Source organism: Mesorhizobium loti CJ3sym, assembly GCF_000472785.1.
Lineage (GTDB): Bacteria > Pseudomonadota > Alphaproteobacteria > Rhizobiales > Rhizobiaceae > Mesorhizobium > Mesorhizobium loti_E.
Map to the genome: position 1 here is coordinate 216,730 of NZ_AXAL01000002.1, position 13,793 is coordinate 230,522.

Sequence of the window (13,793 nt, forward strand, 5' to 3'; positions counted from 1 at the left end):
ACGGAAACGGCGAACCACTCTATCTCTTTGTTTTTACGCAATTCCCAAGGGCAAAGCGCTATGCGCTTTGCCCTGGAAAACCGCTCACACTTTTCCTGGAATGGCTATAGGCCGAGGAAGGCGGGTGAACCGCCTTTCTGATGCGGTCAGTCACAAAAACGTGTGCCGGGATACATTACGCCGCTCAACCGTTCCGGTTAAAGCATGCGCGCGCCCCGGATTGGGGCGTGACGTATGTGAAAATCCAATCGGAGGTTCTTTCATGCGAACACAATCCTTCCTGCCGGTGCTTTCGGCGCTGGCTATTTCGACCGCTTTTATGTTCGCCTCACCGGCCATGGCGGAGGTGGTGAAATACAAGGCGACGCTCGATGGCAGCCAGCAAAGCCCGCCCGTGACCACCAAGGGCAAGGGAACGGCCACTTTCACCTTCGACACGACCAAGAAGAAGCTCAGCTGGAACGTCAAATATTCCGGCCTCAGCGGGCCGGCGATCGCCGCGCACATTCATGGACCGGCGGCGATGGGTGCGAACGCCGCTCCCGTCATCCCGTTCAAAGGCAAGCTCAAGAGCCCGCTCAAGGGTTCGGAAACACTGACGGACGCGCAGGCTGCTGACTTGGCGGCCGGCAACTACTATGTCAACGTCCACACCGCCGCCAACAAGGATGGCGAGATCCGCGGCCAGATCGAGGCAGCGAAGTAGCGCAAGACGCGTTGACTAAAAAGGGGCTGATATCAGCCCCTTTTTAGTCAGGCCTTGTCGCGGATCTGGGTCATTGTCCGGGTCGGCGTGATTGCTTCCGGATCGAGCCTGATCTCTACGATCGCGGGCTTGCCGCTGGCGCGGGCCCGCTCGAAGGCTGGCGCGAAATCGGCCGTCTTTTCCACCGTTTCGCCATGGCCGCCATAGGCGCGGGCCAGGGCCGCGAAATCGGGATTCCTGAGATCGGTGGCTACGACGCGCCCAGGGTACTCACGCTCCTGGTGCATGCGGATGGTGCCGTAAATGCCGTTGTTGACGACGATGACGATGATCGGCAGGTCATACTGTACGGCGGTGGCGAACTCCTGGCCGTTCATCAGGAAGCAGCCATCGCCGGCAAAGGCGACCACGGTGCGATCCGGATAAAGCGCCTTGGCTGCGACCGCTGCCGGCGTGCCGTAGCCCATCGAGCCGGAGGTCGGCGCTGCCTGGGTGGCGAAGCGGCGGGAGCGGTGGAAGCGATGCACCCAGGTGGCGTAGTTGCCCGCTCCATTGGTGAGGATGGCGTCGTCGGGCAGCACCTTTTCCAGATAGTTCATGATCGGCCCCATCTGGACGGCGCCAGGCCCGGTCTCAGGCGGCGTCGACCATTCGAGATAGGCGGCGTGTGTTTTCGCCGTCTCACTTGCCCAGGACGGTGGGCCGGCCGGCTTGCGCTTGGCAAAAGCCTCGACGAAGGCCGAGGGCGAGGCGTTTATCGCCAGCGTCGGCCGGTAGACGCGGCCAAGCTCGCCGGCATCGGCATGGACGTGGACCAGCGCTTGGTCAGGGTAGGGGCTTTTCAGCAGCGTGTAGTCGGAGGAGGGCATCTCGCCCATGCGCCCGCCGATCAGCAGCACGACGTCAGCCGCCTTGATCCGGGCCGCCAGCTTCGGGTTGATGCCGATGCCGACGTCGCCGGCATAGTTCGCATGAAGATGATCGAACAGCATCTGGCGGCGGAAAGAGCAGCCGACCGGAAGCGACCATTTTTCTGATATGGCGCGCATCCGCGCCACCGCTTCTTCGTCCCAGCGTGTGCCGCCGAGGATGACGAAGGGGCGTTTCGCGCCGTTGAGCAGCTTTTCCAGCGCATCGAGTTCGGCTTCGCCCGGCCGGGTTTCGACCGGCGTGTGCGGCAAGGCAGCCGGCGCCTCGACGACGCTGGTGAGCATGTCCTCGGGCAGTGAGATGACAACCGGGCCGGGGCGGCCCGATGTCGCCACCGCGAAGGCGCGGGTGACGAATTCGGGGATGCGCGCGGCGTCGTCGATTTCGACCACCCATTTGGCGATGTCGCCGAAGAACCTCTTATAATCCACCTCCTGGAACGCCTCGCGCTCCTTGGCGTGGCTGGCGACCTGGCCGATGAACAGGATGACGGGTATCGAATCCTGCATGGCGATGTGGATGCCGGCCGACGCATTGGTGGCGCCGGGGCCGCGGGTGACGAAGCAGATGCCGGGCTTGCCGGTCAGCCGACCCTGGCAGTCGGCCATCATCGCCGCACCGCCTTCCTGGCGGCAGACGATGGTGCGGATTTTGGAATCGTGCAGCGCGTCGAGCACCGCGAGGTAGGATTCGCCCGGCACGCAAAAAATGCGGTCGGTGCCGTTGGCTTCGAGCGCATCGACGATCAGTTGTCCGCCGGTCTTCATTTTGCTCTCTCCAGTTCGGCAAGGATTTCTTCGGTGTGTTCCCCAAGGCGTGGCGAGGGGCGTTCATAGACGAGCGGTGTGCCCGACATGACCATCGGCGCGCGCACCGAGGGCAGACGATTGCCGTGGCCGTCGTCGAGGTCGAGCCGCATGCTGCGCGCGATCGTCTGCGGGTCGGCGAACATCTGGCCGATCGTGTTGATCGGGCTCGCCGGCACACCGGCTGCTTCCAGTTTTGCCAGCAACGGGTCACGATCAAAGACCTTCAGCGCCTCGATCATATGCTCGCGCAGCCTGACCCGGTTGGCGACGCGGGCGGGATTGGTGGCGAAGTCGGGATTTTCAGGCAGTTCATCCAGCCCGACGGCAGCGCAGAATTTGGCGAACTGACCGTCATTGCCGACCGCCAGGATGATGTGGCCGTCCCGGACCGGCACCACTTCGTAAGGCGCGATGTTCATATGTGCGTTGCCCATCTGCACCGGCGACTTGCCGGAGACGAGATAGTTGAGGTTCTGGTTGCCGAGTGCCGAGATCTGGGTGTCGAAGAGCGCCATGTCGATGTGCTGGCCTTCGCCGGTGTGGTCCGCATGGCGCAGGGCTGCCTGGATGGCGATGACGGAATAGAGGCCGGTGAAGATGTCCGAGATGGCGACGCCGGCCTTTTGCGGTTCGCGGCCGACCTCGCCCGTGATCGACATCATTCCGGCCATGGCCTGGATGATGAAGTCGTAGCCGGCGCGTGGCGCGTACGGTCCATCCTGGCCGAAACCGGTGATCGAGCAATAGACGAGACGCGGGTTGGTCTGGCGCAGGCTCTCGTAGTCGAGCCCATATTTCTTCAGTCCGCCGAGCTTGAAGTTCTCGATCAGCACATCGGATGTGGCGACCAGCCGGCGGATGGTTTGTGCACCCTCCGGTGTCGAAAAATCGATGGCGATGGAGCGTTTGCCGCGGTTGCAGGAATGGTAATAGGCAGCCGACAGGTTCTCGCCATCATGGCTCATGACGAAGGGCGGGCCCCATTTGCGGGTGTCGTCGCCGCCATCGGGGCTCTCGACCTTGATGACATCGGCGCCGAGATCAGCAAGCAATTGCCCGGCCCATGGCCCGGCAAGGATGCGGGCGAGTTCGACGACGCGGACGCCTTTCAGCGGGGGTTCAGCCATAAATCACCGTGATTGCTGCGAGAGCAGAGGCTCTATCAAGCCGGGCTGCGGCTGTCACGGCCCTTGCAATGGGCCAATCCCTCATGCTTTCAGCACGCTGTCGGCCCAGGCGGCGAAATCATTCATGATGATGTCGCGGTTCACCTCGTTCAGGCTTTCGTGGCGGGTCTCGGCGTAAACCTTTGAAACGAGATTCGAAAAGCCCATTTTGCGCATGCGATTGACGAGGTGGGTGATGCCCTTGCCGTAGTCCGAAGCCGGGTCTTTCTCGCCGCCAACGATGGCGACGGGAAGCTCGCGCCGGACGCCGGCAAAGCCGGAATCCTTGCCGCCGTTGAGCGCCATCGAGACCACGTCGCGCCACATCGAGATCGAGGCATCCCAGCCGCATAGCGGATCGGCGATGTATTTCGCCACTTCCGCCTCGTCGCGCGACAGCCAGTCGAACAGCGTGCGGTGGTTGGGCACGGCCTTGCCCCAGGCCTGGAAGGTCAGCTTCGGCAGCAGGCGTGACGGAACGTCGGAGCCCAGCCGCATCCGTTCCCAGGCGAGGATGCCGAGTGCCACCTGTCCAAGCAGGCCTTGAGAAAAATTGCCGTTCCATATCGCGGCGGCATGGACACGCGGCGAATGGGCCAGAAGGTAGTTCAGCGCCACGGACGCGCCCATCGAATGGCCAAAGAGGATAACCGGCAGGCCCGGTTGTTCGGTGGCGATGAGATCGTGGATGGCGTCGACGTCGGCGATCACCTTGGCCGGGCCATCCCTGTCGGCGAATCTGCCGAGTGGCGCGTCCGGCGCCTTGGTCGCGCCATGGCCGCGATGGTCGTGGACATAGACGTGAAAGCCACGAGGCCCGAGGAAATCGGCAAAGCGGGCATAGCGCGCGGCGTGCTCGGCCAGTCCATGGTTGATCTGGACGACGGCGCGTGGCTGGCCATCGGCCTGTTTGACCAAGAGATTGAGGTCGGCGCCTGTCGGTGAGCGGACCGTGCGCTGCTGGCTGAATGGCATGGCCGCTTGATCTCCCCCTTGTCCTGATGTGGTTTGCGCTGCTGCCGATTTTGCGTCAATCCGCTTTGCCTGCTTTTTGCGCAACGATGTTTCTTGCGTTTGGTCGGAAAAGTATCGCAATTCTGACATGGAGACAGCTTCACTCTGTCACCCACTTTCTTCAGCCGGGGATTTGCTCATGCGCATTGCTGTTGTTTTCGGATTGGCCATGTTGGCGGCGTCGCTTGCCGATGCCGCGCATGCCGAGGTCAAGCTGAGCGGAACCTTCGTTTCCGATGCTGCCTGTCCGGCAACGCAAGCCATCAAGAATGGCAAGAACCCCGGCAATGTCTCGACCGACGCCGGGCAGAGTTATCAGCTGCTGGCCGGCAACAAGGACACGCCGACGCATTACCTCATCCTGGTGCCAGGAGCCGATCCCGAGCGCCGCTGGGTGAAGGTCAGCTGCGGCCATCTCTCGGGCAGCAGTGCAGCGACGCCGCCGGTAGCGCCGGCCGGGCAAGGCAAGCCGGCTGCGTCGGGCAAACCCGAATATGTCTTTGCGCTCAGCTGGCAGCCGGCCTTCTGCGAGACCAAATCCAACAAGACCGAATGCAGGGCGCAGAGCCCGAACGAGTTCGATGCCACCAATTTCACCTTGCACGGCCTGTGGCCGCAGCCGAACGGCAATTTCTATTGCCAGGTGCCGGCAAGCGACAAAGCCAATGACAATCCGGCCCACTGGAGTGATCTGCCGCCGGTCAATCTGGACGCGGGTACCCGCAAGGAGCTCGATCAGGTGATGCCGGGCACGGCTTCCCAGCTTGAGCGGCATGAATGGATCAAGCACGGCACCTGCTACGGCAAGAGCCAGCAGGAGTATTTTTCCGACGCGCTCGGCCTGATGCGGCAGGTCAACGGCTCGCCGGTGCGCGATCTCTTCGTCAAGAACATTGGCGGCAAGCTGACGGCCGACCAGATCCGAGGCGCCTTCGACCAGGCCTTCGGCGCTGGAGCAGGGGACCGCGTGCGCGTCTCCTGCGTCATAGACCCGTCGAGCGGCCGCCGGCTGATCGGCGAGTTGACGCTCGGCCTTGCCGGGCCGATCGGCCCGAACAGCTCGCTCAAGGATTTGCTGCTGGCTTCGGTGCCGACCAACAAGGCCGGCTGCCCGACCGGTACAGTCGATGCGATTGGATTTCAATAAATCTTGAAGGTTGACCAGCGGGCTGTCGCTCGGTCGTCGAGCGGTGTTATGTTGGGTCGAACATCATTCAGCGGGGGCGGGCAATGGATGGTTTGACGGGCAGCGGGTTGGCGCGGTTGGCTTTCTGGGCTAAGGGCATGGTTTCGATCAATAATGCCCGGATGGAATGGCCGGGCTTTTCCTATAGCGATGCCGAGTGGGCGCGTATGCGCACGCTGTCCGAGCCGATCGGCGCCGGCACTTATCAGCTGTTCACGATGGTCAACGCGGCCATCTTCATAGCCATCGCTGCTCTCGGCATCTTCGGCGTTTTCCTGCCGCTGGCGACCTTGCTGTTTCCGATACCGGCCGAAACCAGTGCGCTGAAGTTTTCGATGCTGCTCGCCGCCTGCGCCTTCCTGATCATCGGACTTGGCCTGCCGATCTCGATGCGTCTCTCCGCCATGCTGGTGGGTGGCAAGAAGGTGCGCGAGGCACTGGTGCCTGCAGCGGGCGACCAGGCGCTGGCGTCGAAGGTGTCGTGGCAGATCAACCGCATTATGCTGATCATGTGCGGCCTGCTGGTGCCGGGCATCCTGCTGTTCATCGCCTATGACATCCAGGCCGGACCGATCATCACCGCGCTGAAATGGGTGGCAATCGTGCTGATGGCGGTCTCAACGCTGACCGGCGTTGCGCGGCAGAGAAAATCCTAGAGAGCTAGAACTGCGCAGACTTGGTCCACGCGATCGCGGTGTCGGGCTCATGGCTGCCCGGCTCGCCGACGATCCGGTCGCGTCCTGTCGATTTCGCCTTGTAGAGGCGCTGGTCTGCGAGCGCGAACAGGTCGCCAAGGCAGGTTGTCGTTTCGCTGACGCTGGAAACGCCGGCACTGACGGTCAGCTCGAAGCGGCTGGTGACGGTCGATGCCTTGACCGCGTAGCGGATGCTTTCGCCGAACAGCCTGGCCACCGGATGCGGGCGCGAACTGAGGATGGCGAATTCCTCGCCGCCGATCCGGAACACCTGGTCCTCGACGCTCGCCACTTCCCTAAGCAGGGCCGCAACGGCTTTCAGCACCTTGTCGCCCTCGGCATGGCCGAAACGATCGTTGATCGACTTGAAATGGTCGACATCGATGATCAGCAGGCTAAGCGGCCTGGCGGTGCGCAGGCTGACCTCGACGGCTGCCTCACCGTCGGCGTCGAAACGGCCGCGATGCAGCAGGCCGGTCAGGCCGTCGCGCCCAACATGCTCGACCAGCGCTTCATAGCGCTCGCGATAGGTCAGGGTCTCGAAAATGTCGGTCAGGCCGCGCGGCAGTGGAACGTCGCGGGCCTCGAACCATCTGAGATAGGCGACAAGCATGGCGCTGAAGGTCAGCGCCGCCACCATCTTGGCGAACCAGCCGCCGAAGAAGACCGCGATCGGGGCGCCGGCGACGAAATGCAGCGCGGTGAAGAAGCCCGCCTGGTCGAAGGTGAGCACGCAGGCGACGCAGATCAGGATGCGCGCGAACTGCGCCTGGCGCAAATACCGGCCGAGCTTCTGATAGAGCAGGATGATCAGGATGGCGTCGACGAACAGCAGCGTCGTGCCCCACACCATCAGCCAGCCCATCTCGTCGATGAAGCCGATGTCGGGCATCTTGCCGTCGGGAAGCGGCGCGATGGCATGCATGCGCAACAACAGCCCCCAGACCGATCATCAGCGCATTGCCAAGCAGCAGGCCATAGATCGGCTGGCGCACGGTGGCGGCGTCTTCCTTGATGTAGAGGAGAAGGAGCATCACCAGCTTACCGGAAAACAGCACGGCCGAGCCGGGCGAAACCAGGCCGAACGGCAGAGCGACGTAAAAGACGCTGGCGAGATAGGTTTCCAGGAAATGCATGGCGCCGAGCGCGCAGATGAAGACGCCGAGGCCAATGCGCTTGCGGAACCGGAAAAGCGTCACCATGACGCTGAAGTAGACGACCGATTCGGCAAGGAGCAGGAAACTGTTCAGCACTGCCGTCGATCCGATCTCTCGCTCGAAATCGCGATAATCCAGCGATTCCACCCCGATCCTGTTTTGACGTGCAAGAGTTAACCGGAGATTTCATCGCGCCTTGTGACCGGTGGAAAACTTAACGGTCGGTGCACACTTGTCCGCGTGGACGGCTTGATATGGCAAAAGCGATTGCCGTTCGGCCCCGCATCGCCTACATAGCGGCCAACCTCCATTCAATCCGACAAATCCAGTCATTTTTCAGGGAAAAGCGCGCGTGGCACGCCAGTTCATCTATCACATGGCCGGCCTCAACAAGGCCTATGGCACCAAGAAGGTGCTTGAGAACGTTCATCTGTCCTTCTACCCCGACGCCAAGATCGGCATCCTCGGCCCCAACGGCTCGGGCAAGTCGACGATCCTCAAGATCATGGCCGGGCTCGACAAGGAGTGGAACGGCGAGGCGTGGCTGGCCGAAGGCGCCACCGTCGGCTACCTGGCGCAGGAGCCGGCGCTCGACGCTGATAAGACGGTGTTCGAAAACATCATGGAAGGCGTCGCCGCCAAGACCGCCATCATCGAGCGCTACAACGAATTGATGATGAACTATTCCGACGAGACGGCCGACGAGTCGGCCAAGCTCCAGGACGAGATGGACCGGCTCAACCTGTGGGATCTCGAACAGCAGGTCGAGATGGCGATGGAAGCGCTGGGCTGCCCGCCCAAGGATTCGGAAGTCACCAAGCTTTCAGGCGGTGAGCGCCGCCGCGTCGCGCTTTGCCAGTTGCTGCTGCGCCAGCCTGACCTTCTGCTGCTCGACGAACCGACCAACCATCTCGACGCCGAAACCACGGCCTGGCTGGAAAAGCATCTGCGCGCCTATCCGGGCGCCGTGATGATCATCACCCACGATCGCTACTTCCTCGACAATGTCACCGGCTGGATCCTTGAACTCGATCGCGGCCGCGGCATTCCCTATGAGGGCAACTACACCAAATATCTCGAAGCGAAGGCCAAGCGCCTCAAGCAGGAAGGCCGCGAGGACGACGCCCGCCAGCGCGCCATCGGCCGCGAGCGCGAGTGGATCCAGTCGAGCCCGAAGGCCCGCCAGACCAAGTCCAAGGCGCGTATCCAGGCGTTCCAGGACCTTTTGGATGCAGCCGACAAGCGGCGTCCGAGCGATACACAGATCGTCATTCCGCACGGCGAGCGCCTCGGCAATGTGGTGATCGAGGCGGAAGGCCTGTCGAAGGGCTTTGGCGACACGCTGCTGATCGACGGACTGGAATTCAAGCTGCCGCCCGGCGGCATCGTCGGCGTCATCGGCCCGAACGGTGCTGGCAAGACGACGCTGTTCCGCATGATCACCGGCCAGGAAAAGCCGGATGCCGGCTCTGTGCGCGTCGGCGAAACGGTCAAGCTCGGCTATGTCGACCAGAGCCGCGACGCGCTCGATCCGTCAAAGACGGTATGGGAAGAAATCTCGGGCGGCGCCGAAGTGGTCAAGCTCGGCAAGTTCGAGGCCAACACGCGCGCCTATTGCGCGTCGTTCAACTTCCGTGGCGGCGACCAGCAGCAGAAGGTCGGCAATCTCTCCGGTGGTCAGCGCAATCGCGTGCATCTGGCCAAGATGTTGAAGACCGGTGGCAATGTGCTGCTGCTCGACGAACCGACAAACGATCTGGACACGGAAACGCTGGCAGCACTCGAAGACGCGCTGGAAAATTTCGGTGGCTGCGCCGTCATCATCTCGCACGATCGCATGTTCCTCGATCGCCTGGCGACGCACATCCTGGCCTTCGAAGGCGACAGCCATGTCGAATGGTTCGAGGGCAATTTCGAGGACTACGAGCAGGACAAGATCCGCCGGCTCGGCCCCGAAGCCGTCAATCCGCACCGCATGACCTACAAGAGACTGACGCGGTAAGGGATCGTTGCAGGGGATCGTCGTTTGACCTAAAATTGGGCTGACGGAGCTTTCCATGATTACACTCAAACTGCCGCCAAAGACCGAGAAGCTTCTGGACGACATGGCCAAGGCCAGCGGTCGAACGGCCGATCAGGTCGCGGTTGATGCGATCCTCGAGGCCATCGAGGATTGGCAGGATGCCAAGATCGCGGACGAACGCCTGAGAGATGATGACGGTGTTCGCATTCCGCTGAAGGAGATGATCCGCAAGCTTGAACGTCGTGAGGTCGAGGAGCGCAGCAAGAAGCCTGCTGCTGAATGACTTGGCGCGTCGAGTTCACCCGGCGCGCCGAGAGAGACATCGAGCAGCTTTCGACCAAAGATCAACGGCGCATCCTGGAGTTCTTGAATCAGAGAGTTTCGGCGCATCCCAATCCGAGGGCGCTTGCCAAGCGCCTACAGCGACCAAGGAAGAGGCTTGGCGTTTTCGCGTCGGTTACTACAGGATCATTACTCAGTTCCATGACAGCAGGCTTGTCGTCTTGGTTGTGGAAGGAGGCAACCGTCGCGAGGTCTATCGATGAACAATAGCGCCGCTTCACAAAAGCCCGATTGGTCCGCCGCCCAATATCTGAAATTCGAGGATGAGCGCACGCGACCCGCGCGCGATCTCGCAGCCCAGGTGCCAGTCGACTTCCCGCGCCGGGTCGTCGACATCGGCTGCGGGCCGGGCAATTCGACCGAGCTGCTGGTAGAGCGCTGGCCGGATGCGCAGGTGAGCGGCTTCGACAGCTCTCCCGACATGATCGAAAAGGCGAGGGCGCGCCTGCCCAATGTCAGCTTCGACCTCGCCGATGCATCGACATGGCAGCCGGCTGAGCCGGTCAACGTCATCTTCGCCAACGCCGTCTTCCAGTGGCTGCCCACGCATCCTGATGTCTTCCAGCGGCTGATGGGCTTTCTGGCGCCCGGCGGCGCGCTAGCCGTCCAGATTCCCGACAATCTGCTTGAGCCTTCGCATCAGGTGATGCGCGAAACCGCTGCCGAAATGCCGTTCGCCGCAAAGATGGAAGGTGCCGCGCGCGGCCCGTTGCCGCCAGTGTCATTCTACTATGATCTATTGTCGCCGCTCTCCGACCGGCTGGATATCTGGCATACGGCCTATAATCATCCGCTTGCCGATGCCGAGGCGATCGTCGAATGGGTGAAGTCGACGGGGCTGAAGCCATTCCTCGATCCTCTGGACGCCGAGGAGCGCAAGCTGTTCCTCGACAGCTACACCGCCAAGATCAGACAGGCCTATCCGAAAATGGCCAACGGCAAGGTTCTGCTGCGCTTCCCGCGCATCTTCATTGTCGCCAAGCGGGCCGGATAGAAAACAATTACCCACTTCGCCCAGAGCCGGCCGCCGCTGCTTGACCCGGTTTGGCGGCCGTGCCCAATTTATCGCGTGGGTCTAGAACGGACCCGCGTGGCAGGGGGGTAATGATGACTTTGAAAAGATTGCTTTACGGCGGCGGCGTCTGCGCGGCTGCACTTCTGGCGTTCTCGGTTTCAGCCGAGGCCAAGCGGGCGCGCTGCTTCACCACGGATGACGGCTATTTCGCGTGCAGCTATCGCGCGATCGATGATGCCGGCAGTTTCCGAATCTCGGCGCCAGGCTATCCGACCTATGTGCTGGAGATCGACGGGCCGGGCTTTGCCTATGGCTATGTCAATCTCGGCCGCCGCAACGTGCCGTTGCCGGGACAATATGTGCGCAGCCGCGACGACGGCGCCTGCTGGAACAACCCGCAGACCAACACCAAGCTGTGTGCCTGGTGAGGTCCAAGCCGGCCTGAGCCGTTGGTTTAAGCTGGTGTAAACCGGCGTGATGAGAAAAGTGTTGCGCCGAAGCGTTTCGGCGCCCACATGAAGCCGTAACGCCCGCGGATGGACAGACTGAAACATGCATCGCGTTATCATCAGCGGCATCGGCGCTGAAATTCCTGAACCTGTCATCACCAATGAAGAGCTGGTCGAGAGTTTTAACAGCTGGGTCGACACAGAGAATGCGCGGCGCCAGGGCACCGGCGAGCCGCTCCTGCAGAAGTCCGACGCCGATTTCATCGTCCATGCCTCGGGTGTGAAATCCCGTCATGTGATCGAGCGCGAAGGCATTCTCGATCCGACCCGCATGACGCCGCGCATCCCGGCGCGGCCGGATGATGCGCTGTCACTGGAGGCGGAGTTCGGCGTCGCTTCGGCCAAAAAGGCGCTTGATCATGCGGGGCTGAAGCCGTCGCAGATCGACCTGATCATCTGCTCGGCCTCGCACCACCAGCGGCCCTATCCGGCGATCGCCATCGAAATGCAGGAGGCGCTGGGCACGACGGGCGCCGGCTTTGACATGGGGCTAGGCTGTTCTTCCGCGGCGGCGGCGCTCCACATGGCGGTCAATCTGGTGCGCTCGGGCGCGCACAAGCGCATCCTGGTGACCACGCCCGAAATCATCACCGGCCATCTCAATTTCCGCGACCGGCAGACACATTTCATTTTCGGCGATGCCTCGGTGTCGCTGGTGGTGGAGGGCCTTGCTCAGGGCGACAAACGGCCTGGGCGTTTCGAGGTGCTGGACACGCGCATCTGGACGCAGATGTCGAACAACATCCGCACCAATCTGGGCTACCACACCCGCACCGCCCAGGATGATCCCTACATGATCAATTTGGAAGGCAATCTGATCAAACAGGTCGGCAACAAGGTGTTCAAGGAAGTCACCGTTGCCGGGCAGAAATTCATCGTCGAGTTCCTGGCCGAGCACGGTCTGACGCCGCAAGCGGTCCGGCGCTTCTGGCTGCATCAGGCCAATGCGCGCATGAACGCGATGATCCTGAAACTGTCGTTCGGCCACGATGTCGATCACGACCGTGCGCCGATGGTGCTGGAGCGGCTCGGCAACACGGCGGGCGCCGGCGCCATCGTGGCGCTGTCGGAGAACCATGCCGACATGAAGCCCGGTGATTTCGGCCTGATCTGCGCCTTCGGCGCGGGGTATTCGATCGGCGGCGCGCTTATCCGGATGCTTTGATCCCGGATACCGATATCCCCGCCAAATCGCGTTTGCGCGCCGGGTCTTTATGCGTCGGCGGCCAAGGCTGGCGATTTGACGCAACGGACGCATTCGGCCGCGAACCACGTCTTGAACGCCGTCACCACCGAACGCTGCGTACTCCGGTGCGGTATCGTGATGCAGTAGGGATTGCCCAGTTCGAGGACGTGGCTGACAGCCACGACAAGCTCGCCGTCTTCGACCTGCCGGGCGCAGAAAAGTCCCTGCGCCAACGCCACCCCCAGCCCGCCCCGCGCGAGATCGAGCGCCGCCATCGAGGAATTGGCCGTCATTCCGTGCTGGATATGACGACCCGCTGTCACATCCGCCGACTCAAACCAGTTGCGCCATGATGGAAAGGAGGCGCCGGAAGGACCCCAGTCGGTATGGATCAATGGGACGGAGTGAAGGCTCGCCGGAGAGGCCATCGGACCATACTTCGCCAGGAAGCCCGGCGAACACACCGGATAGACGGCATCTTTGACAAGCTCTTCGGTCACGTGTTCCGAATAATGCGAGGGCCCGTAGGACAGACGGATATCGATGAGGTCGCGATCAAACGGAACCGGGTCATCCTCGCCCCGCAACGAGATATCGACCGGACCGTGGATGCCGACGAAGCCGGGCAAGCGCGAGGAAAGCCAGCCCATCGCCACGGAAGGCGCCACGGACACGATCAGCGAGGATCGCTGCTCGCCGCCACTGAGTTCGCGGGAGACATTCCTCAGTTCGTTGAACGCAGCGGCAAGCCTCGGGAAAATTTCCACCCCGGCCTCGGTCAGAACGGCGCGGCGATTGATGCGGTGGAACAACTTGCGCCCAACCTGATCCTCGAGCGCGCGAATGAGCTGGCTGATCGCGGCGGCAGAAACCGCGAGCTCCTCGGACGCGGCGACAAAACTTCCCGACCGCGCGGCAGCTTCGAATGCCTGCAGGCCGCGCAGGGAGGGGGCACTTGCCATCTGATCACCATGGATAAGCTGAGCTTATCTTTCTCGCAAAAATAATCTTTTTTGGGAAGGGCTGATCTTGCCTAAGGTTGGTGTCGTCAGGCG

12 protein-coding genes and 1 pseudogene are annotated in these 13,793 nt (G+C 62.2%); 8 read left to right on the forward strand and 5 right to left on the reverse strand.

The window, feature by feature from the left end; translation table 11 throughout:
* The first annotated feature begins 262 nt into the window (after positions 1-262).
* Positions 263-706 carry a CHRD domain-containing protein gene (locus A3A9_RS0105610; protein WP_027057896.1) on the forward strand — a complete coding sequence of 148 codons (444 nt, stop codon included), beginning with the start codon at positions 263-265 and terminating at the stop codon, positions 704-706.
* A 47-nt stretch (positions 707-753) separates the two neighbouring features.
* Here the strand turns inward: A3A9_RS0105610 and A3A9_RS0105615 are convergent, their stop codons facing one another.
* The 3 genes from A3A9_RS0105615 to A3A9_RS0105625 all read right to left on the reverse strand — a co-directional run bounded on the left by A3A9_RS0105615 (position 754) and on the right by A3A9_RS0105625 (position 4,586).
* Positions 754-2,403: a thiamine pyrophosphate-binding protein gene (locus A3A9_RS0105615; RefSeq protein ID WP_027057897.1), complete on the reverse strand. Its 1,650-nt coding sequence runs from the start codon at positions 2,401-2,403 to the stop codon at positions 754-756.
* Positions 2,400-3,572 (reverse strand): CaiB/BaiF CoA transferase family protein, encoded by a 1,173-nt coding sequence (locus tag A3A9_RS0105620; RefSeq protein WP_027057898.1) that lies wholly within the window; start codon positions 3,570-3,572, stop codon positions 2,400-2,402. Before A3A9_RS0105620 ends, A3A9_RS0105615 begins: the two co-directional genes overlap by 4 nt.
* An 81-nt stretch (positions 3,573-3,653) precedes the next feature.
* Positions 3,654-4,586 carry an alpha/beta fold hydrolase gene (locus A3A9_RS0105625; protein ID WP_027057899.1) on the reverse strand — a complete coding sequence of 311 codons (933 nt, stop codon included), beginning with the start codon at positions 4,584-4,586 and terminating at the stop codon, positions 3,654-3,656.
* A 178-nt stretch (positions 4,587-4,764) separates the two neighbouring features.
* On the opposite strand from A3A9_RS0105625, the gene A3A9_RS0105630 reads away from it, so the two are divergent.
* Both A3A9_RS0105630 and A3A9_RS0105635 read left to right on the forward strand, forming a co-directional pair.
* A complete protein-coding gene (locus tag A3A9_RS0105630; protein ID WP_027057900.1) occupies positions 4,765-5,772 on the forward strand; it encodes a ribonuclease T2 family protein in 1,008 nt (335 codons plus the stop codon).
* Positions 5,773-5,855: 83 nt separating this feature from the next.
* Positions 5,856-6,467: a hypothetical protein gene (locus tag A3A9_RS0105635; protein WP_152536069.1), complete on the forward strand. Its 612-nt coding sequence runs from the start codon at positions 5,856-5,858 to the stop codon at positions 6,465-6,467.
* 4 nt (positions 6,468-6,471) lie between these two features.
* Here the strand turns inward: A3A9_RS0105635 and A3A9_RS41085 are convergent.
* A pseudogene (locus A3A9_RS41085) lies at positions 6,472-7,759 on the reverse strand (diguanylate cyclase).
* Positions 7,760-8,015: 256 nt separating this feature from the next.
* On the opposite strand from A3A9_RS41085, the gene ettA reads away from it, so the two are divergent.
* From ettA to A3A9_RS0105665, 5 genes are all read left to right on the forward strand, one after another.
* Positions 8,016-9,665, forward strand: coding sequence for an energy-dependent translational throttle protein EttA (gene ettA, locus A3A9_RS0105645; RefSeq protein ID WP_027057902.1), 1,650 nt, complete (start codon positions 8,016-8,018; stop codon positions 9,663-9,665).
* Between the two features lie 55 nt (positions 9,666-9,720).
* Positions 9,721-9,969: a DUF6290 family protein gene (locus A3A9_RS38335; RefSeq protein WP_033838360.1), complete on the forward strand. Its 249-nt coding sequence runs from the start codon at positions 9,721-9,723 to the stop codon at positions 9,967-9,969.
* 258 nt (positions 9,970-10,227) lie between these two features.
* Positions 10,228-11,022, forward strand: a complete 795-nt coding sequence (tam, locus tag A3A9_RS0105655; RefSeq protein ID WP_027057903.1) for a trans-aconitate 2-methyltransferase — start codon at positions 10,228-10,230, stop codon at positions 11,020-11,022.
* Between the two features lie 113 nt (positions 11,023-11,135).
* Complete coding sequence (locus A3A9_RS0105660) at positions 11,136-11,471, forward strand: hypothetical protein (RefSeq protein WP_027029754.1); 336 nt, start codon at positions 11,136-11,138, stop codon at positions 11,469-11,471.
* Between the two features lie 124 nt (positions 11,472-11,595).
* The gene (locus A3A9_RS0105665) at positions 11,596-12,717 is read left to right on the forward strand and encodes a beta-ketoacyl-ACP synthase III (protein WP_027057904.1); all 1,122 of its coding nucleotides are present in this window, start codon (positions 11,596-11,598) and stop codon (positions 12,715-12,717) included.
* 47 nt (positions 12,718-12,764) lie between these two features.
* Here the strand turns inward: A3A9_RS0105665 and A3A9_RS0105670 are convergent, their stop codons facing one another.
* Positions 12,765-13,700: a LysR substrate-binding domain-containing protein gene (locus tag A3A9_RS0105670; RefSeq protein ID WP_027057905.1), complete on the reverse strand. Its 936-nt coding sequence runs from the start codon at positions 13,698-13,700 to the stop codon at positions 12,765-12,767.
* Positions 13,701-13,793: the final 93 nt, after the last annotated feature.